The 20,052-nt window shown below is 38.1% G+C and carries 20 protein-coding genes; 13 read left to right on the top strand and 7 right to left on the bottom strand.

What is annotated here, in order from left to right:
* Positions 1-9 precede the first annotated feature (9 nt).
* From I215_RS06405 to I215_RS06355, 13 genes are all read left to right on the top strand, one after another.
* Entirely contained in the window at positions 10-2,076 is a 2,067-nt protein-coding gene (locus I215_RS06405; RefSeq protein WP_008991151.1) for an ATP-binding protein, read from the top strand.
* Positions 2,077-2,086: 10 nt separating this feature from the next.
* Positions 2,087-2,767: a response regulator gene (locus tag I215_RS06400; protein ID WP_083852488.1), complete on the top strand. Its 681-nt coding sequence runs from the start codon at positions 2,087-2,089 to the stop codon at positions 2,765-2,767.
* 317 nt (positions 2,768-3,084) lie between these two features.
* Positions 3,085-4,203: a Gfo/Idh/MocA family protein gene (locus I215_RS06395; RefSeq protein WP_008991149.1), complete on the top strand. Its 1,119-nt coding sequence runs from the start codon at positions 3,085-3,087 to the stop codon at positions 4,201-4,203.
* Positions 4,204-4,365: 162 nt separating this feature from the next.
* Complete coding sequence (locus tag I215_RS06390) at positions 4,366-4,644, top strand: helix-turn-helix domain-containing protein (protein WP_008991148.1); 279 nt, start codon at positions 4,366-4,368, stop codon at positions 4,642-4,644.
* A gap of 285 nt (positions 4,645-4,929) precedes the next feature.
* On the top strand, positions 4,930-5,076 hold the full coding sequence (locus tag I215_RS16470) for a nucleotidyltransferase domain-containing protein (protein WP_008991147.1): 147 nt from the start codon (positions 4,930-4,932) through the stop codon (positions 5,074-5,076).
* A gap of 115 nt (positions 5,077-5,191) precedes the next feature.
* On the top strand, positions 5,192-5,392 hold the full coding sequence (locus tag I215_RS06380; protein ID WP_008991146.1) for a HepT-like ribonuclease domain-containing protein: 201 nt from the start codon (positions 5,192-5,194) through the stop codon (positions 5,390-5,392).
* Between the two features lie 211 nt (positions 5,393-5,603).
* A complete protein-coding gene (locus tag I215_RS06375; RefSeq protein ID WP_008991145.1) occupies positions 5,604-6,260 on the top strand; it encodes a tetratricopeptide repeat protein in 657 nt (218 codons plus the stop codon).
* An 18-nt stretch (positions 6,261-6,278) separates the two neighbouring features.
* Positions 6,279-6,485, top strand: a complete 207-nt coding sequence (locus I215_RS15680; protein ID WP_008991144.1) for a hypothetical protein — start codon at positions 6,279-6,281, stop codon at positions 6,483-6,485.
* Between the two features lie 762 nt (positions 6,486-7,247).
* A complete protein-coding gene (locus I215_RS06370) occupies positions 7,248-8,420 on the top strand; it encodes a glycoside hydrolase family 43 protein (RefSeq protein ID WP_008991143.1) in 1,173 nt (390 codons plus the stop codon).
* Positions 8,421-8,448: 28 nt separating this feature from the next.
* Complete coding sequence (locus I215_RS06365) at positions 8,449-9,396, top strand: glycoside hydrolase family 43 protein (protein WP_008991142.1); 948 nt, start codon at positions 8,449-8,451, stop codon at positions 9,394-9,396.
* 147 nt (positions 9,397-9,543) lie between these two features.
* Positions 9,544-9,921, top strand: coding sequence for a hypothetical protein (locus I215_RS16120; RefSeq protein WP_156800214.1), 378 nt, complete (start codon positions 9,544-9,546; stop codon positions 9,919-9,921).
* Between the two features lie 260 nt (positions 9,922-10,181).
* Positions 10,182-10,595: a DsrE family protein gene (locus tag I215_RS06360; RefSeq protein ID WP_008991141.1), complete on the top strand. Its 414-nt coding sequence runs from the start codon at positions 10,182-10,184 to the stop codon at positions 10,593-10,595.
* A 9-nt stretch (positions 10,596-10,604) separates the two neighbouring features.
* Positions 10,605-11,621 carry a TQO small subunit DoxD gene (locus I215_RS06355; protein ID WP_008991140.1) on the top strand — a complete coding sequence of 339 codons (1,017 nt, stop codon included), beginning with the start codon at positions 10,605-10,607 and terminating at the stop codon, positions 11,619-11,621.
* Between the two features lie 175 nt (positions 11,622-11,796).
* Here the strand turns inward: I215_RS06355 and I215_RS06350 are convergent, their stop codons facing one another.
* From I215_RS06350 to I215_RS06320, 7 genes are read right to left on the bottom strand one after another with little or no spacing between them, the layout of a single operon-like run.
* The gene (locus I215_RS06350; protein WP_040459950.1) at positions 11,797-12,420 is read right to left on the bottom strand and encodes a TlpA family protein disulfide reductase; all 624 of its coding nucleotides are present in this window, start codon (positions 12,418-12,420) and stop codon (positions 11,797-11,799) included.
* A gap of 23 nt (positions 12,421-12,443) precedes the next feature.
* Positions 12,444-13,007, bottom strand: coding sequence for a TlpA family protein disulfide reductase (locus tag I215_RS06345; RefSeq protein WP_008991138.1), 564 nt, complete (start codon positions 13,005-13,007; stop codon positions 12,444-12,446).
* A 22-nt stretch (positions 13,008-13,029) separates the two neighbouring features.
* On the bottom strand, positions 13,030-14,697 hold the full coding sequence (locus tag I215_RS06340; protein WP_008991137.1) for a protein-disulfide reductase DsbD family protein: 1,668 nt from the start codon (positions 14,695-14,697) through the stop codon (positions 13,030-13,032).
* Positions 14,698-14,701: 4 nt separating this feature from the next.
* Positions 14,702-15,148, bottom strand: coding sequence for a protein-disulfide reductase DsbD domain-containing protein (locus I215_RS06335; protein WP_008991136.1), 447 nt, complete (start codon positions 15,146-15,148; stop codon positions 14,702-14,704).
* A 22-nt stretch (positions 15,149-15,170) separates the two neighbouring features.
* Positions 15,171-15,728: a TlpA family protein disulfide reductase gene (locus tag I215_RS06330; protein WP_040459948.1), complete on the bottom strand. Its 558-nt coding sequence runs from the start codon at positions 15,726-15,728 to the stop codon at positions 15,171-15,173.
* Positions 15,729-15,735: 7 nt separating this feature from the next.
* On the bottom strand, positions 15,736-16,854 hold the full coding sequence (locus I215_RS06325; RefSeq protein WP_237738932.1) for an efflux RND transporter periplasmic adaptor subunit: 1,119 nt from the start codon (positions 16,852-16,854) through the stop codon (positions 15,736-15,738).
* Positions 16,855-16,863: 9 nt separating this feature from the next.
* Positions 16,864-20,043 carry an efflux RND transporter permease subunit gene (locus I215_RS06320; RefSeq protein ID WP_008991133.1) on the bottom strand — a complete coding sequence of 1,060 codons (3,180 nt, stop codon included), beginning with the start codon at positions 20,041-20,043 and terminating at the stop codon, positions 16,864-16,866.
* Positions 20,044-20,052: the final 9 nt, after the last annotated feature.

Here is a 20,052-nt window from a genome sequence, read left to right as displayed (position 1 = left end):
GGCATTCCAATGTTGGAGGCTTTCAATTATTTAGTAGTTTACATTAAATTTTCAAGTATTGACGTTAAGCTAATATATTGCCAATACCTTGTTCTTTTTGTAATTGTTATTTCTAATTATTCCTGTATCAGTGAAATATTCGAAAAACATGACTACAACAAGGACCAGGTATCCCTATGGCTGAAACGAAAGAAAAACAGTACAGGATCCAGGGCAGAAAAGAAAATTATCATAGACAGCGCTTATCATTATACCAAAGCCGTCTCGAATGATTCCTTAAAGTATGATTACCTATCTAAAGTAGCCTCAGCATACTTAAAGATAAAGGATTCGGGCAGCTTTAGAATTATCAACGCGAAAATCATAGAATACGCCTTAAAAGAAGGTGAAACAGAATTATTAGCTGAATCTCATTGGAACTATGCCATTTTCCACCTTCGAAACCAAAGGTTTGACAGTTCCTATATTCATTATAAAAAAGCGTATGAGCTCTATGAAATAGCTGGACACTCCTACTATAGCGGGAAGATGCTATACCATATGGCCATTATTCAAAGTAGAATAAAAAACTACACCTTAAGTGAAGTTTTGCTCATCGCTACCATCAATTATTTCGAACCACTAGGCAAGTATAAACAGCTTGCGCTTTGCTATAATCTTTTAGGTATCATACAAAGCAAATTAAAAGAACCTGACAATGCGCTAAGCTACTACAAAACAGCCATGAGATATATCGATAGGCTGGATAATGAGGAACTTCTAAAATCTCAGTTGAATAATAATATAGGGGTCCTGTTTCGCGAAAAAACAGAGTACACCACTGCCCTGGCACATTTTAATCAAGCATTGCAAGTGCCTGAACTTTCTGATACATACTCAGCCCATTTGGCGCGAATAATTGACAATATTGCGTATACCAAATTATTAATGGGTGATCCCAAAGTAAAGGCAGATGACTTTAATGAGTCTTTACAAATACGTAAATCCAACCAAGATCACATAGGTATAGTGACCGGCACCTTGCACTTAGCTGAGTTTTATGCTATAAAAAAAGATACTGCACAGGCCATATTTCTTGCAGAAATTGCACTACAAATAAGCAGAAGAATTAAAAGTCATAGTGAAACCTTGAAATGTCTCACATTGCTCTCTGAACTTGACATAGCATCAAGCAATCACTATTTGAAGGCTCACAAGACACTTAGCGATAAAATTTATTTAGTACAAAGTAAGGTGCACAATAAATTTGCGCGAATCCAATATGAAACCCAAGAGTATCGGGAGCAAGCGAGGGCTCTACAAAATAAAAATTACCATATTACCGCATTTGCAGTCCTTGTCATAGTAGTTTTAACTAAGATAATTCTCGACTCCTACCAGTCTTCTAAGCTTAAAGTTCTTAAGCTTAAAAATATACAAAAGAATATCGAAGAAAGAATACTGAAATTGGAGAACGAAAACTTTAGTGGTCAGCAAAAAGAACGGTTACGCATTTCAAACATATTACATACAGAGGTTATGGGATCTTTAAGTGTACTGCGTTTAAAGTGGTTCAGGCTATATTTAAATGGATCTAATGAGCAAATCAGAGAACAATTGTCCGATATCGACCTACTTCATAAAGTCGAAAAAACCCTTAGGGATTTATCCAACGGATTATATTCCAATGCAAATTCTTTCGAAACGGATTTTGTAAATGATATAACAGGTAAATTCAAAAGTCGCTGTGACGATGCCAAAATTGCGTTTCAACTCCATACAGACCAGTATATCCAATGGGAAACTATAACATTACCTATTAAGATTAAACTATATTATATTATTTCAGAGAGTTTAAACAACTGTATTAAGTACGCCAACGCTCGACATTTTAAAGTTGTATTCTATGGTTTTGAGCCAGGCTTGCATTTTGTTATAAGAGATGATGGCAGCGGTTTTATAAAGTCAGAAACTAAAGCTTCATTAGGGCTTAAGCTAATGCATAGAAACATTGAAGAAATTCACGGAAAAATAGTATTCTATCCCCAACCCGGAATAGGAACAAGGATCCATGGCCGCATCCCAACGCTAACTTAATAATGATTTCATGATGGAAAAAAAAGTAATGAATGTAGTGGTAATTGATGATCACCGGATGTTTACCAAACAGTTAAAAGACATAATACAAGAGGTAGGTGAAAAAGAATCCATGCGTATTAATACGGTAGAGGTTCATTCATCCGCTCAGGCTATGGATCTATTAGAACAAACCAGTTTGGCGTATACCATAGATTTTGTATTTCTGGATATAAAATTACCGCACATGGCTGAAAAAAATATAATTACCGGTGAAGACATTGGTTTAATGATCAAAAAGAGATATCCAAAAAGTAAAATCGTTATTGTTACAACCTATAATGAACCCTATAGGATAGGTACCTTACTAAAGCAACTAGACCCGGCTGCCTTTTTAATAAAAAGTGATCTGGATCCAAAGGAATTTTATCTTATTATCCGTCAAATTATAACAGGCGTTAAGTATTACAGCCCAACAGTATTAACGGTATTGGAATCCTATATGAGAAATGACTACAATCTCGATGAGATAGATCGCCGCATATTATACGAACTCGCCAGTGGAGCAAACCTCAGTGAAATAGCAGAAATCGTACCACTATCTAGGTCCGCTTTAGCAAAGCGAAAATCACAATTAAGAATACGCCTTAATGTGAAGTCCGCAGAAAACCGAAAATTGATAGAAACTGCAAGAGAATTGGGGCTTATCTAAACCCTAAAGCATTTGGAAGGCTATTGGGGTAATTATCATACTCTAGATTTGTACGTTGGCATGCCTAAAAATAGTTCAGTATTTATTAAGGCTTCAAAAACCTTAGGTGTACTAGGCTCACAAGACAACAAACAAGCGCATTACTGTCAAACACCTTATTCACTCAACCATGTATACAACTCATTGTGGGTGTTTTGATTTTAGGTAGGATAAAAATATCTCTTTGGGTACTATATATAATAAAACTCAAATTAGGCCTTAAGAAAACTCTATTTTTTCCCTATTTTTAGAACACCATACCAAAAACATTATATTTCATGAATTCACGTCGCGATTTTCTACAAAAACTTACTACTTCGGCTGTAGCCATACCATTTTTACCACTATACGGTTCATCAGAACAATTCAATTTTTACGACCAATTATATGACGGACCTGTGTTACGTGTAGCCATTATGGGATTGGGAAGCTATGGTACCCGAGTAGCGGAGGCCATGCAAAATTGTAAACGTGCCAAACTCGTGGGTGTTATCAGTGGTACACCTGCTAAAGTTAAAGACTGGCAAGCCAAATATGGTATTCCAAAGAAGAATTGCTATAATTATGAAAATTACGACAGTGTTAAAGACAACCCGGACATTGATGCCATATATGTTATCACACCCAATGCCCTTCATCATCCAGCAGTACTTCGAATAGCTGCAGCCGGAAAACATGCCATATGTGAAAAGCCAATGGCTTTGAATGCACAACAGGGACAAGAAATGGTGGATGCATGCAATAAGGCAAATGTAAAATTATTGGTGGGTTATCGCATGCATTTTGAACCCAATACACTGGAGATTATCCGAATGCGAAATGAAGGAGAGTTTGGAAAAATTTTATTTTTCGAGGGGCTCAGTGGTTTCAAAATTGGAGACCCCAATCAGTGGCGACTGAATAAAGAATTGGCAGGTGGCGGATCCTTAATGGATATAGGTGTTTACTCCATTAATGGTGCCCGTTATATGGTAGGTGAAGACCCCATCTGGGTTACCGCCCAGGAAACCAAAACGGATCCTATAAAGTTCAAAGAAGGTGTAGACGAAACTATTTTATTTCAGCTGGGCTTTCCCACAGGAGCGGTTGCTTCCTGTTTGTCCACATACAGTATGAATCATCTAGACCGATTTTTCTTAAATGGAGACAAGGGATTTGCCGAACTACAACCCTCTACGGGCTATGGGCCAATAAAAGGACGCACACATAAGGGTGAATTAACAAAGCCACATGTCACCCACCAGACTCTGCAAGTGGATAAAATGGCAGGGGTTATCTTAGCAGGTGAACAAGCAGTGGTACCGGTTGACGGAGTGGAAGCAGTTAAAGACCTTAAAATTATAGATGCTATTTATGAAGTATGTAAAACCGGGGCAAAGAAAACATTAGAATTATAATAGTGGAGCTAAAGAGTCGTAACAAGTTAAAGGGTGCATAATAACCAATCGAATTCTAAAAAAATAGATCCAGTGACTACAACTTAATAAGAATGCATTTTTCTAAACTCAAAGCAGAAGTCAATTACGTAAAAACTACCTTTATTCGGATTTAAATCCGAGATGTTTTTATTTACAATCCTTTTATTTGTTAAAATGGATGATAGGAATGTATATATAGTAAAGGCCTTGAATGAGCTATGGATAAAGCAGGTTACTAACAATACAGAATTTGCTAACAAAAATAATATTGACGAAAAGACGGTACGCAACATTAAAGGTCTTAAGACTGAAAGTGCCAGTCTGCAAACGATCATAAATATCTGCGAAACCCAAGGTATGAACCTTTCAGATTTCTTTAAACATGCGGAAAGTCTTTTTCCGCAGCTAAAGTTCAATTAGTAATTATAACAAATCCTGTAAAGTTTTTTTAGGACGGGATAATCTGTATTTACTGGACCATATTTCAATCGAAAAGTATGGATCATACCTAAATGCTGTGTTTTATGCAAATATTGTGGTTAATCTGTAATGAAAGGATTCCACATTTATTACCTCTCTAAACTGTGCAGCGAACGTGTTAATTTTGGCATAGAATGATTCTGTTATGGCTAACCTCATTTATTGTTGTACCGTTTTAAGGTACCGATTAAATTCATTTTAATCCACAAAATTGCTATATTTTATATGCTAACACAAAGTCAGATAGATATCATTATAAACACCATGAAACCATTTAATCCCATTAAAATTGGGGTGTTTGGTTCGGTGGCAAGAAATGAATCTATAGAAAGTAGTGATATTGATATATTCTATTCTTTTAATTCTAAATAATCTTTATTTGACTTGGCAGGGCTCCAAATAAAACTACAGGAATTGCTTAAAAAAAATGTAGATTTAGTGGAATTTATAGCGATCCACCCGGGACTAAAGGACAGAATTTTAACTGATGCTAAGATATTTTATAGAGCAAAAGGAAAGAGACTTATTTAGATTAAGGGACATAGAGGAATGTATTGACAAGATTCTTGAATTAGTAGAAAGACTTCAAAAATTTGAAGAATTTGAGTTAAAGTGGATGGAGCAAGATGCTATGATTCGAAATTTTGAAATAATTGGGGAAGTTGCATGTATCCGAAAGGGTTTTTGACTCCCTGAAATTTTATAGATATCTCCGAAAAATCGTTTCCCGATAAGGCGCATAGAAATAACCGGCCAATTGTCTAGGATGCTATACCTCCAAGGCATGTGGCGCTATTCTACTAAACTTATTTCAGTACTGTTAAAAATGCGAAATTGTATTTTGAACTCGCAACGATACTGGTCAAAATTATTATTTTTGAAATATAAACATTCATGAAATGGGAAATAAAAAGACTTCACGTAAAATGCTTACCGAACAGTTGATGGCTAAGATATTCGCAGAAATGCAAAAAGAAGTATTACAGTCCGAAGATCAGGTTCGATCTTTTATGAATGGAATGGCTGGAAAGTCTATAGACAATATATGCTCAGGAGACCTTTCAAATGAACAAAAAGCGCAGGACCTCATTTATGAAGCCTATGACTCAACGGTAAAAAAAGGAAAACAACTAGCAGAAAAAGCGTTAGAATTAGACGCGGACAATGCAGATATTTACAATTATTTGGCTGAAAAAGAACCCAATTTTGAAAAAGCACTACAGTTATATAAACAGGGAGTAAAGGCAGGAGAGAAAAAATTAGGGAAACAAGCATTCAAAGAAGACAAAGGTCATTTCTGGGGTCTTTTAGAAACACGCCCTTATATGCGTGCTAAAGCAGGATTAGAAGAATGCTTGGCACTCTCAGGACAACATCAAGAAGCTGCTTCTATATATTGGGAGATGTTGGATTTAAACCCTAACGATAATCAGGGTATCCGATATAAATTATCTTCACTACTTTTAAAAATGGATGATTTTAAAGGGTATGAGAAGTTATACAAATTAACTCCTGACGAAAGTGCTGCCCACTGGAATTACAACAGGGTACTGTAATATTTAAAAAATGCTAATATGGCAGACGCAAAATCTCAGTTAAAGCAAGCAATAAAATCCAACGAGCACGTTATTGGGTATTTAACAGGCAAAAAACGATTACCTAAAAATCATCCTGAATACATTAGCCTTGGAGATTCTAGCGAGGCAACTTCCTATGTAATGGCAAATAAGGACTTGTGGGAAGAAACTAAGGGAAGTTTAGAGTTTTTAAAAGCCTATTAAAATTTAAATAAAAACATTCTTACAGAGATGCAAATCACTGTTCCATAATTACAAAAAAAGAAAGCGAAGGAATAGTGAATAACAAAACTCCGGGTCTATATTGAATAGTTGGTATTCAACATAGACCCGAAATTCATTAATAGCAGTTTCAATTGATTAACTCAAGCTTACTCCGTTTTAATTGTTATCAACTTAGAGTACCCTGCCAATCAATATTCATTTAATGATAGCTTCCTTTGTGGATAGCCTAAAGGATGGAGAAACCGGACAGAATTTGTAAACTACACTCCCCTATTTCCCTCTAAGTGCACTTTGACTACATAACTTACATCAAGTAACCGGCTGCGCATTAAACATCCTAGGGTCAACTGAAATCAACAAATTGCCTACCACCATTACAAAGCATTTATAGGGTATGAAGCGCAATCAATCAGATAATCCAGTTTAGTTAATCCAGTTTAGATATTTCATTTAGTGCTTTCAGTCAATAAATTGATGCACAATGGTTTGATATTTAGCTTTATTTTTAAAGTTGAATTAATCTGTAGAATTATTGAAACGTATAAACTCTAAGATTCACATATAATTCAGCTACTTTGAGCAGAAAAGTATTCAGCTTGTTGCACTCTGGAGAAACAGGCACCCCCCATCATTAAAACCACCAGGGTGTCATGGAATAACTCATCTCGAAAGATGGGACGATATTCCAAAAATAACGACATTGTTTAATTCCTTTGCGTAGCAGGTTATATAATAAAAATTATGAAATTAAAATTCATTTTAGTAAAATGTTTAGTGTGCATCACGATTTTGTCGTGTGCTGATCGCAAGACCACTAAATCTTCCAAGTATGATAGTACAGATCAAGACAAAATATCGTCCGAAAAAACATATAGCAATCCCCTTTCTGTGGAATTTGGCGATCCTTTTATTCTAAATGATGACAATGGCAACTACTATATGTATGGTACGGGTGGTGGTGCAAAAGATGGTTTTGCCACCTATATGTCGACTGATCTTATAAATTGGGAATTTATGGGACAGGTATACACAGGAAACACAAATGATTCTTGGAGTACAAGTGCTTTTTGGGCTCCTGAGGTTTACAAATTCGGCAGCAAATATTATATGTTTTTCAGCGCTCAGTGGAAACATAATCCCAACAATGAACTTGAGAATTTTAAAATAGGTGTTGCAGTAGCAGATAGTCCTACCGGACCCTTTGAGGATCTTAAAGACGAACCTCTTTTTGACCCGGGTTATCCCATTATAGATGCCAATGTATTTCAGGACGATAGTGGGGAGTTTTATTTATACTATTCCAGGGTATGTTATAAACACCCTGTAGAATCAGAAATCTCAAAATGGGCGAGGGAAAAAGGTTGGTTTGATGAAATTGAAGAAAGTTGGGTGTATGGCATAAAACTAAAGTCGGATTTTTCAGGGGTAATAGGCGATCCCGTATTATTGCTCCGTCCTCCATTAACATTGGAGGATAAAAATGCAGAATGGGAAAGCCGATCGGTGACCTCAAAGGAGGTAAACCGAAGGTGGACTGAAGGATCCTTCACTTTTAAACACCGGAACACCTATTATATGATGTACTCCGCTAATTATTTTGGAGGTGAAAATTATGCAGTAGGCTATGCCACAGCCTCTTCCCCATTGGGACCCTACACCAAAGCAGACAACAATCCTGTTTTAGAGAAAAACATAGGTAGTGGCGGTGAGGTAACGGGTACCGGGCATAATAGCTTGGTATTTTCCTCTCATGACAACAAAATATACTGCGTGTATCACGGCAGAACCAAGGCTACTGGAGATCAACGTGTAGTTTTTATTGATGAAATGAAAATTCTGGGCAATGGAAAATTAGTAGTCCACGGACCTTCAACAACGCCAAAACCAATGCCGTTAGCCAATTCGCCGGAATAGTTTTTACAAATTATAGAACTCATCAAAAATGAAACAATTAAGCTTTCAAGTACTACTATTGATTTTTACAATTCAGCTTTTTGGTCAAGAGCTCAGTATGGATCAGATTTACCTGGCCGATCCCACGATCTTTGAGGATCAAGGCACTTATTATCTGTATGGAACAAAGGGTGACCCCCGCATTGAGGGTGAAGGCTTTTTGGTATATCGTTCGACCGATCTAAAAAACTGGGAAGGCCCCATTGGTGCAACTGATGGGTTTGCTTTAAAAAAAGGAGATGCTTTTGGAACTAAAGGATTCTGGGCACCACAGGTTTTTAAGTACCATTCAAAATACTATATGGCCTATACGGCTAATGAGCATATTGCCATTGCAACCAGTGATAACCCCTTAGGCCCTTTCATCAATAACGGAAATGTATTAGAGTCGGATGTTAAACAAATAGATCCCTATGTGCTGTTTGATGGTGATAAGATTTATTTGTATCATGTCAGACTTCAAGACGGCAATCGAATTTTCGTGGCAGAGCTGTCTGATAACTTACGGGCTATTAAACCAGAAACACTTACCGAATGCATTAATGCCGAAACCGGCTGGGAAGACACTCAAAAAGTAGCATGGCCAGTAGCAGAGGGTCCTACGGTATTTAAAAAGAATGGAAAGTATGTTATGCTCTATTCTGCTAATGATTTTAGAAATCAGGATTACGCAGTGGGCTATGCCATCAGTGAGTCGCCCAAAGGCCCATGGAAGAAGATAAAAGACAGTCCTTTTATTTCAAGAACTGTTACTGGTGAAAACGGAAGTGGTCATGGCGATCTACTCTATAATCATAACGGTAAGGCATACTATGTATTTCATACTCATTTTTCAAATACAAAGGTCGCACCACGAAAAACCGCCATTATTTCTATACAAATTAAGAATTATAAAATACAAGCTGTTAAAAACAGTTTTCAGTGGCTTAAGTTGTGAATTCAATAGTGTGGCTCTCTATAGTATTGGAATTTTACATATAAATTGAGAATGCGAGGCTCATCTCTCCCGTATTTTGGAAATCTGCTGATGCATTAAGAAATTTATAACATCTTATTGGTATTCATTTTTACTACCTTTGCATAGATGAAAAAAAGACTATACATAAGACCTATTGTCACTATGCTTTCCATTGCAGGACTGGCGTTGTTGCTTTTAGTTTCCCCATGTAAGGTCCGAAATTTTATGCAGTCCAAATTGGGTGTATCTCAGACCCAAGCATTGAATAAAAGTCAATCGACAATTTCGCAGTTCGGTTGCTTTTCAGTTGAAATTTCCCAATCTGATGAAACAGTCATTAAACCATCTATCACAGTAACAAAGCTGCTATTTAATGCGGTTTGTCCTGATGATTTCACAGGTCATTTCTACCAATATCCTGTAATTTCACCTCCATCGAAATACCTTTTAATTTCTGATGTTCCTTTATACATTTTATACCGGAATCTAAAGATTTATTCGTAATTGATTTTCTGATAGAATAATTAGAGTCAGTTGCAGCATTGCTCCAAAGTATTATATGTTAGTCCATGGTGGTTTTAACCGTAAAGATCCATCTAGAGACTAGTGTCAATCTTTCGGTTTAGCCAAATGATCATCCAATAGATCGACTGCCGTAATTCTATTTTATCAGTAATTCCTAGCATCATTAGATTCAAGTGGCGAAAGCCTGTATTTACGGGCACCGCTCTTGTCAATATAAATTCCAATTTTAAATTAAAAAAATGAAACATTTTATTCTATTTATATCTACGCTCCTATTATCTTTCGGAGTTGTCCAAGCACAGGATTTTGATCCACAAAAGAACAATTATCTTTTGCTTACCAAAAACATCAACCAACTCAAGCCTGTACTATTAACCGCAGAAGAATTGGCTAAGGAAGATGGTAATTCCTATGGTGAATTTTATGTGGTAATATGCGGCAAAACGGTAAAAGATATTCCTGATAATAATAGCTTTAAAAAACTTCTCAAAAAAGCCAAAGAGCAGCATGTGAAAGTTTTTGTTTGTGGCATTTCGTTGGATAAATTCCAAGTAGACCCTAGTGAGCTTCCTGACCAATTAATTAGGACTGAGAATGGAATTCTTTTTGGATTTCAATTCAGCAAAAAAGGATTCATTTCATTAACCATTTAATATTCATTTATGCAACATATAAGTGTAAAAAATGACGCTGGCCTTTTGGCTCTGGCAACAAGGCTTGTTATAGGCTGGACATATTTTTCAGCCTTTTGGAGAAGAACTATATTAGCGGACAAACTGGATCCTGAATTAGCAGGTTATATCGGAGAAAAATTTAACCACTTTTTACCCAATGCCTTGGGTATAAAACCTATCATTCTATACCTGGTAGAAAATCCTGATATTCTCTGGATCAGCATGGTACTCTTTACAATCATTGAAGGGATAGTAGGTCTACTGATCATCTTTGGATTGTTTACCCGACTTATGAGCATTGGTGTATTTGGTCTGGCCATGGGAATCTTACTTGGTTCCGGTTGGATTGGGACTACCTGTTTAGACGAATGGCAAATCGGAGTATTGGGTATCGCAACTGGCTTTGTATTATTCCTTACCGGTAGTGGGCGATATTCTTTAGATCGTTATATGATGAAAAACAACTATGCCATCACCAAAAAGAAATCTTTTGCGTGGCTTGGCTCGGGTGTACTTCCCATTAAAGAAAATATTTTCCCAAAAGTCGTTTTAATCGGTTCGCTATGCATACTAGGGATGACCCTGATGACCAATCAGGTGTTTCATGGCGGCCTGTGGGGTACACTCCACAATAAGTCAGTAAAACCTAAACTGGAGATTACCGAAGGTGTAATCGCTAACAACACCCTTTCCTTTGATGTCTTCAGAACAGAAGGTGCTGATGTATATGGCTCTTGGGTTATTGGTATAGAACTTTATGACCAGCAAAACAATGCCATTCTAACGTACTCACAAGAAGACCTGGCCTTTTTACCCAAAGAAAGTATTTCCAATTATTATATCGCCAAAATTAAATCTGCTAAACACAGTTTGATTGTTCCTTTGGGAGCAAAGGCTAAAATAAACCTACAACATGATAACTTGAAAAACTTGAAAAAAGGGACTTACACTATAAAGATCACTGACATCAGTGGTGTTTATTGGCAACATCATATTGAAATATAACGTCCTCTGCTGTTAATTTTATCAAATAAACAGTTGACAGCTTTTGTAGTAACTTAGTAGTTGCCATATATCGGCAACTACTAGTACTACCCTTAAAGAAAGGATCCTTTATGCTGCACCGCTAAATTGGTGTTTGAGAAGGTTTAATCCGATACAAGTAAATCTTAAGAATGAACTATTTACTTATCAGGTTCTCAATTTGCTCGATAAATTTAGGTGCTGCATAATTTGCAAAGCCTGTATGGTGGTACCTAATTCTTCCATCCTTATCAAGCACAACGGTCGTAGGCAGTGCCCCAGAATACACCTGTGTCGGGATATTGCCTCTGGAGGTATACATGGGTACAGAAAACCCCTCCTCCACAAGATAAGCTTTCCCGGTGGCTAAGTCACTATCCTCATTAAGGGTCAAAAAGAAAACATCCGGGTTATCTTTGAATTTTGTGTAAAGTGTTTCAATGGAGGGAAATTCAGCGCGGCAAGGAGGACACCATGAAGCCCAAAAGTTAATAAAGACAACCTTTCCCCTTAAGGATGATGTATGTTTCAAATTTCCTTTTTCGTCAACAAATTCAAAATCTATTTGAGCCTTACTCCCCTTATCCACTTCGTTTACATCCATGCTCGCATTAAATAATCCCGTTACCATTAGTTGTTGAAGTACGTAGGATTTTGCATCAGGAATTATCAGTACAAGGATTAGAAGCAGCATAATGATATTGAATCCGTTTTTTTTCAAAAACCCGATAAATCCGTTTACCTGAGTTTTCTTTTCAACTACCTCTTGATCGTTCAACATAATTTTTCTTTTTTTTAAACTCATTATTTTGCGACCAGTTCATTCAAACCTTTGATGATTTGTGGGTGTGTATAATCACGACCGTCCTCCAAGCGGGCTACCATTTCTCCATTTTTATCAAGTATAACAGTTGTTGGTATGGCACCCCCTAGAAAGGAAGATGGTATAATACTAGCTGGAACAAACACGGGTAAATCATAGTCGTTTTCTTCCATGAAGGCCGTGGATTTCTCTATTTTATTATCCACATCAACCAACAAAAATTCTATATTGTCACTGTCTTTGAAAGAGTGTTTCAGTTCGTTAATTGAGGGCATTTCATGTATACAAGGTGGGCACCACGTAGCCCAAAAATTAATAAAAACTACTTTACCTTTCAACGAGCTTAAAGTAACGATGTTTCCGCTTTTGTCTTTAAATGAAAGGTCTGAATCTTCAGGCGCTGGAATTTCAACTTTCGTCGCCTCTTGGGCACGGGTGTCTTGTTTGCTCTTTTTACCTTCGATATTCCCGCAGGAAGCCAACAAAATGGCTATAAAAATGAAAAATCCGAGACTGACTGCCACATTTCTGGCTTGCATTTTCATATACATTAATTTTTAGTGATTCTTAATTCTGGTTCTTTTTATTGTGGTATCGGTCAATGGCTGACTGAAGAAAGTTGTAATAACTTTCAGGGTTATAGTCTGCTCCTTTGGGTTTTAGCAATAGCTCTTCGCTGTATGGGTCTAACATCACATAGTATGGCTGCGAATTGGAATTGTATTTACTGGCTTGAAAATCACTCCATTTATTGCCGATTGTACGTATACTTTTTCCGCTGTAAGATGATGTGAATTGTTCTGCTTGCGGTAGTTCTGTTTTGTCGTCCACATAAAGCTGAATGATAACAAGCTCTTCACTTAACAACCTATACACCTGTTTATCTGACCATACAGATGCTTCCATTTTACGACAATTAACACAAGCGTGACCTGTAAAATCTAGCATTACAGGTTGATCCGCTTTTCTTGCATATTCCATCCCTTCTTCATAATCAAAAAAAGTATTCAAGTTTAATGGAGCATGGAATATATCGGCATATTTTTGAGCTTTACCTTCTGTAGTATGACCTGCCTGCGTTGTCCCAAATGAGGAGGTATACAAGTCAAAATCTTGAGTTGTCTGTGGAGGTAAAAATGCTGAAATAGATTTCAACGGAGCTCCCCATAAGCCGGGAACCATATAAAGCGTAAAGGAAAACACCAGCATTGAAAATACCATTCTTGGTAGGCTCATTTTGTCTATTGGGACATCATTGGAAAAACGAATTTTCCCTAATAAATAAAGTCCTAAAAATCCAAAAATAACTATCCAAAGGACTAAAAACACTTCTCTATCAAACCAATTCCAGTGGTAAGCGAGATCTACGTTACTCAAAAATTTCAGCGCTAAAGCCAATTCTAAGAATCCGAGTGTAACCTTTACACTGTTCAGCCAGCCTCCTGAGGAGGGCAGGCTTTTCAAAAGACTAGGAAACATAGCAAAGATGGTGAATGGTATAGCCAAAGCTAATGCAAAGCCCAGCATCCCGATAGCAGGACCTAAAAGTTCACCCATTGTAGCTGCCTGCACCAATAATGTTCCAATAATAGGACCCGTGCACGAAAATGATACAACGGCTAATGTTGCTGCCATAAAGAAAAGCCCTAATAGACCTCCGCGATCTGAATTTCGATCTAATTTGTTGGCAAGCGAGGATGGCAACTGAAGTTCAAATGCTCCCAAAAATGAAAAAGCAAAAATCACCAAAAGAACGAAAAATAAAAAATTAAAGATTCCGTTGGTGGAAAGGCTATTCAATGCATCTGCTCCGAAAACAACAGTAATCAGAATACCTAATAAAACATAAATGACAATGATGGACAAACCGTACAACATTGCATGTGCCGTTGCTTTACCCTTTGCTTTTCCACTCTTTGTAAAGTAACTCACCGTTAGTGGCAACATTGGGAAAATACAAGGCATAATCAGAGCCGCAAAACCTCCGATAAAACCCGCAATGAATATCGTCCATAAAGAACTTTTATTGTTTTGTGCTTCATAATCTGTGACTGCGTTAGTCACTTTTTTGGTCGTCTGCCCTTCACCAAGTATCACGTTATCTACAGGTTGTTGTTTTATCTCTGTAAATTCTACATCATCGAATGAAATGAGGCTATCTTGGGCACTTGCTGGAAAATACGTCAATGCGCTCAGCAATAGCATCACAACTAATTTCATTTTAAATTTCATCATTAGTTCATTTTATTGGGATATTAAAAGCCACTTCTTCTGGTGGCAGACATTGTGTGTCATCACATGCCATGTAACTCAGTGTTCCTTTAACAGCAGTTGAATTTTCCAATAATTTTACCTTTTGTTGGAAAACCACCGTTTCTGAATAGTAACCGATCTCCATATCAAATGTGGGGTCATGTTTGACCACCGGATGTGGTGCATTGGTATTTCCGTTTAATTGATATGATTCCGATAAATTGAACGAAAAGGTCGTGGGCACCGGACCGTTTTCAGGAACTTTTTGTGCATAGATATTCCAACCGTGGTCAATAGTAGCCTTTAAAAATATCACAGCTTCCTTGTCGTTGATTTTCTTTGAAGCATAAGACCATTTTACTGGATTTAATATTTGTCCGTATGACGCAGCACTTATACAAAGAAGCACTACCAATATTAGATTTTTTTTCATTTCAATATCTTTTGCGAATTAATTATAATTTTTCATTTAACAGTTTCTCCATCAACTCGATAATCTCCGGGGAGTTATAATCCGCTATACCGACATGCCGGGCTACGATATTGTTTTGTTTATCGACAATAATTGTCGTTGGAATGGAACCACTGAACAGTTCCCGAGGCAATCTACTGTCCATAACATGCACCGGAAGGTCATAATTATTACTTTCCATCCAGGCTTTGGACTTTTCAATTTTATTGTCCATATCGACCATCAGGAATATCAAATCATCATTATCCTTAAAGGTGTTTCGAAGCCCGTTAATTGAAGGCATCTCATGAATGCACGGGGGGCACCATGTGGCCCAAAGATTGATGAAAACGACCTTCCCTCTTAGGGATTTAAGTGAAATGATATTACCAGTTTCGTCCTTGAATTTTAATTCCGGAAATTGTTGTGATGGTGTCTCTAAAATCTTTTTACTATTGGGGATTTCATAAACCGGCAAAGTTCTTTGTTGCTCTGAAGCATTTGCCCAACCTGTGACGATTAATAATAAGACTACTGTTATTTTATTAATATGCTTTTTCATAGTTCTCTTAATTAATTTTAACTGTTTTAATTTCTTCTGATGGTTTAATAATGATTTTGTCATTGGGAGATAGATTTCCGAAGACTTCTGTCAAGCTATCTAATCGATTTCCTTCATTTACAGCAATCCGTTTTACCTGGTTGTTATTAAATGTTAAAACATATTTTCCTGACTGGGTTTTCAAGACGCTTTGGCTCTTGACCCAGTTGGAAGGGTTTTCACGTTTTAATTTCAATTTAACTTGTGCATAATCTCCACCCTGCAATTGGCCTGAAGAATTACTTACATCAAACTCCAATGCAAGTGAGCGATCATGCGGATCGAGTATACCAGAGGTGCGGGAAAGCTTGGCATCAAAAATTTTACCCGGCTGTGAACTAATAGTGAAAGTAGCCGGCATCTCTGGGTAAACAGAAGACGCGTGTTTTTCGGGCAGAGATAAGGTCAACCGCAGTTTATCATCCTGCGCAACCCTAAATAACGGCAAATGATTTGCTTTTCCTGCCAATGCCCCTACGGATACATTTCTTTGAGTAATTATTCCGTTAAACGGTGCTGTGATATGAAGATACTCTTGCAACTGTGAGGTATGCCCTGTACCTGCCTTTGAAGCATCATAAGCGGATTTGGCACTTTCCATAGCGCTTTTAGCTCTATCAAGTTCAATCTCCGCAACTGCCCCTGTAGTCTCTGAAGCCACAACGAGGCGATCATAGGCCTGTTTTGCATAGAGATAATCGCTATATACTTTTTGCTCTGTGGATCTGTCAGAAAGATACTGTTGCTGCATCTCAGGGGCCTCCAGAACAGCCAAGAGCTGTCCTTTTTTTACGCGGTCGCCACGTTCAACACGAATTTGTTTGACGAATCCCGTTACCTTGGCATAAATCGCTACTTGCTCGTAGGGTTTTAATTCCGCAGGAACGGATATTTGGTACTGAGGATTCATGACCGCTATTGGAGCGGTAGGATAGGTTTCGGAAATTGACGTTCTATACTGTAACTCCTTCTTTTGCCCGTCTTGTTGCGAACAAGAGGAAAATAGAAATCCCAATAGTGAGGCGGACACCAATATTGTGATTAATCTTCTATATATTGAAATACTGTGAAACATTGAAATATGCATTTTTAAAGTTTATAATACGGTTTGTTGTTTGGACTGTTCCAAATAATACCTGCTTTGGCTATCATCAGGATCTAATGAAGGGCTTACAATAGAAGTCCTAGACATCAATGAGGAAAAAAAGTGAGGAACTAACAAAAGAATAGTTATCGTAGAGGCAATCAAACCTCCAATAACTGCCCTACCTAGTGGCGCTATCTGTTCTGCTCCATCTCCTAATCCCATTGCCATCGGCAACATCCCTGCGAACATTGCTGCGGCAGTCATAAGAACAGGTCTTAATCTTGATGAAGCAGCAAGCCTCGCGGCATTAGCGGGTTTTAGCGCCAGTTTTTTGCGATAATATTCTGCCTGATTAACTAGCAATACCGCATTGGAAACCGAGACGCCAAGCGACATAATGATTCCCATATATGATTGCAGATTTAGTGTACTGCCCGTCAAAAACAGGACAGTGAGACTTCCTGCAATCACGGCAGGCAATACGGAAAGAATAATCAACGGAACTTTAAACGATTGGTAGTAGGCCGCCAGCATCAGAAATATGGCGATAATAGCCACACCTAAACCTGCCAATAGGCTACTTAGGGTATCTTCTAAAAGTTGCAATGTTCCTTCAGTCCAAACAAGGGTACCCCGTGGGGGCTCTCCAGCATCTTTGATAGCCGTATCAACCGCACGTGAAGCCGTACCTAGATCTTCGCCGTAAACATTGGCGACAATGGTGACGTATCGGTTTGGCCCTTTGCGGTTTACCTGTGCTGGCGTGGTTACACTACTTATGGTGGCCACATCTTCCAGAACAGGACGAAGACTTCCGGATTTCAAAGGAAGGGATCGTAGTTTTTCTTCCGACATAATTCCTTCAGGAAGCTGTACTTGAGTCTGAAATACCCGTCCGGAGTTTGGATCAACCCATAAATTTTTATTCGTATAACGAGTTGATGAGGTAGCCGAAACCAAACTGCGTGTAATATCCTTCATGGTCAAACCAAACTGTCCGGCAAGATCCCGATCTACATCAATTGCTAAACTGGGGTAAGACGTGGATTCTGCAATACGAACATCACGCAAGTATGAAACATTTTTCAAATTTGTTTCAATTTTTTCAGCATGATTAACTGCAGTACCTAACTTATTGGCACTCACTTTTACCTCAATCGGGGTCATCGCGCCTTGCCCCATAATTTTTTCTGTTAGCTCCATGGGTTCGAAGTTGAACGTAGCCTCAGGGTGTGTTTGTGAAATCTTCGTACGTATTTTATCTTTAAAATCCTCCATCGACCCATCGTAAATATCTTGATTTACAGACACCTGCAAGACGGCTTCATGAGAAGCACTGCTGAAAAGAAATATCGGATTGATAGGTGAATTTGAGGGATGCATTCCCACAAAAGCGGATGTAATATTCAATCCGTTTTCAGGTAATTCAGCTTTAATAGTCCCAATAATTCCCTTGACCAGACGCTCTGTTTTTTCAATCCTGCTACCCTCTGGAGCCAGGAGACGAATCTGAAAGTCGCCGTTATTTGAAACAGGCATTACATCCGTACCCACCACAGTCAATAGTATGCCGGCTACAGTCCCCGCTACCAAAACATAAATAGCAAAAATCGAGAGTGCTTTAGTAGACCACTTGCGCATTCTATAAGAATAATTGACACGGAATTTTTCAAAGAATGCTCGCTTTCGTTTTGTCTTAGTTATCTTAACGTGCTTATTTTTCATCATCCAATTCGCCAGTATAGGCACAAAGGTTTGAGAAGCCAAAAAGGATGCAATCATTGCAAAGGCAACAGCCATGGATAAAGGCATAAACATATCTCTTGGAATACTGGTCATAATAAAGGCAGGAGTCAATACCGCAAGAATACAAAGCATTATGAGAAATTTTGGAATAGAGATCTCGAGTAAAGCGTCTAAAATAGCTCTCTGCTTGGGTTTGCCTAGTTCCATATGTTGGTGTATGTTCTCTATAGTTACAGTAGCTTCATCCACTAGGATTCCGATAGATAAGGCTAGACCGCTCAAGGTCATCATATTGATAGTCTGTCCAAATAAATGCAGTACGGTAACGGCTGCAAGAATAGAAATTGGAATAGTGAATACTACAATAAGAGCGCCTCGTGTATCTCCCAAGAACATCAGTATCACCAATCCGGTAAATAGTGCTCCTAATAGACCTTCGTGGATTAGATTTGAAAGTGAGCGCTGGATATAGGTAGATTGATCAAATTCATAACTCACTTGTACATCCTCCGGCAATTGATTTTTAAGCATTGGAATAGATGCTTTCAGGTTTTTCACCGCTTCCAAAGTGGAAGCATCTGCCTTCTTAATAATTGGCAGATAAACTGAACGCTTTCCATTAATTAAGGCGTAGCCTACAGTTTGATCAGCTGCGTCCTCAACGCTGGCAACATCTTTCACATATATAGTACGGTTGTCTATTGTTTTAACCGGTGTATTTAAAAACTCTTCAGGCCCTTTTAAAATGGAGTTAATGGGTGCCATCAAGTTTTCTTCTCCTATACGGATATTTCCAGCCGGAGACGGTAGACTGTTGTTGGTAATGGCGACTGTGATATCCTCAGGTGTAAGCCCATTAGAATGCATGGCAACCGGGTCTACATTTACTACTATGGTTCTACTATTCCCTCCAAATGGAGCCGGGGCAGTAATACCCGGAATAGTTGTAAACATAGGTCTGATTTTAGAAATGGCAAGAGTCTGCAGTTCATTAACCGATCGCTGATCACTTTCAAAGACTAGCTGTCCCACGGGAAGTGAACTACCATCAAAACGCACCACCATCGGCGGAACCGCACCAGGAGGCAAAAAACCCATTGCTCTTGAAACAGAGGTGGATACTTCTCCTGCCGCCTGCGCCATATCAGTCCCCGGATAAAAAGTTAATTTCATTAAGGTTAGGCCTTGTACACTTTTAAAGTCAATGTTCTTCACACCACTTACAAACAGTAGCACTTTTTGAAATTCATTAGCCATAAATCCATCCATATACTCAGGGGATAGCCCTCCGTAAGGCATGGCTATGTACATCGCAGGGAGTTCCACTTCTGGAAATATATCAACGTTTATATTTTTTACCGTGTTATAGGAAAAGAAAGCTATGGTCAATACAACAACCATTATGGCAATAGGCTTCCTTAACGCAAATCTTATAATATTCATAAACGATTA

Source organism: Galbibacter marinus (genome assembly GCF_000300875.1).
GTDB classification, from domain to species: Bacteria; Bacteroidota; Bacteroidia; order Flavobacteriales; family Flavobacteriaceae; genus Galbibacter; species Galbibacter marinus.
The sequence above is the reverse complement of the archived record's forward strand: the minus strand, read 5'-3'. Positions and strand labels throughout refer to the sequence as shown.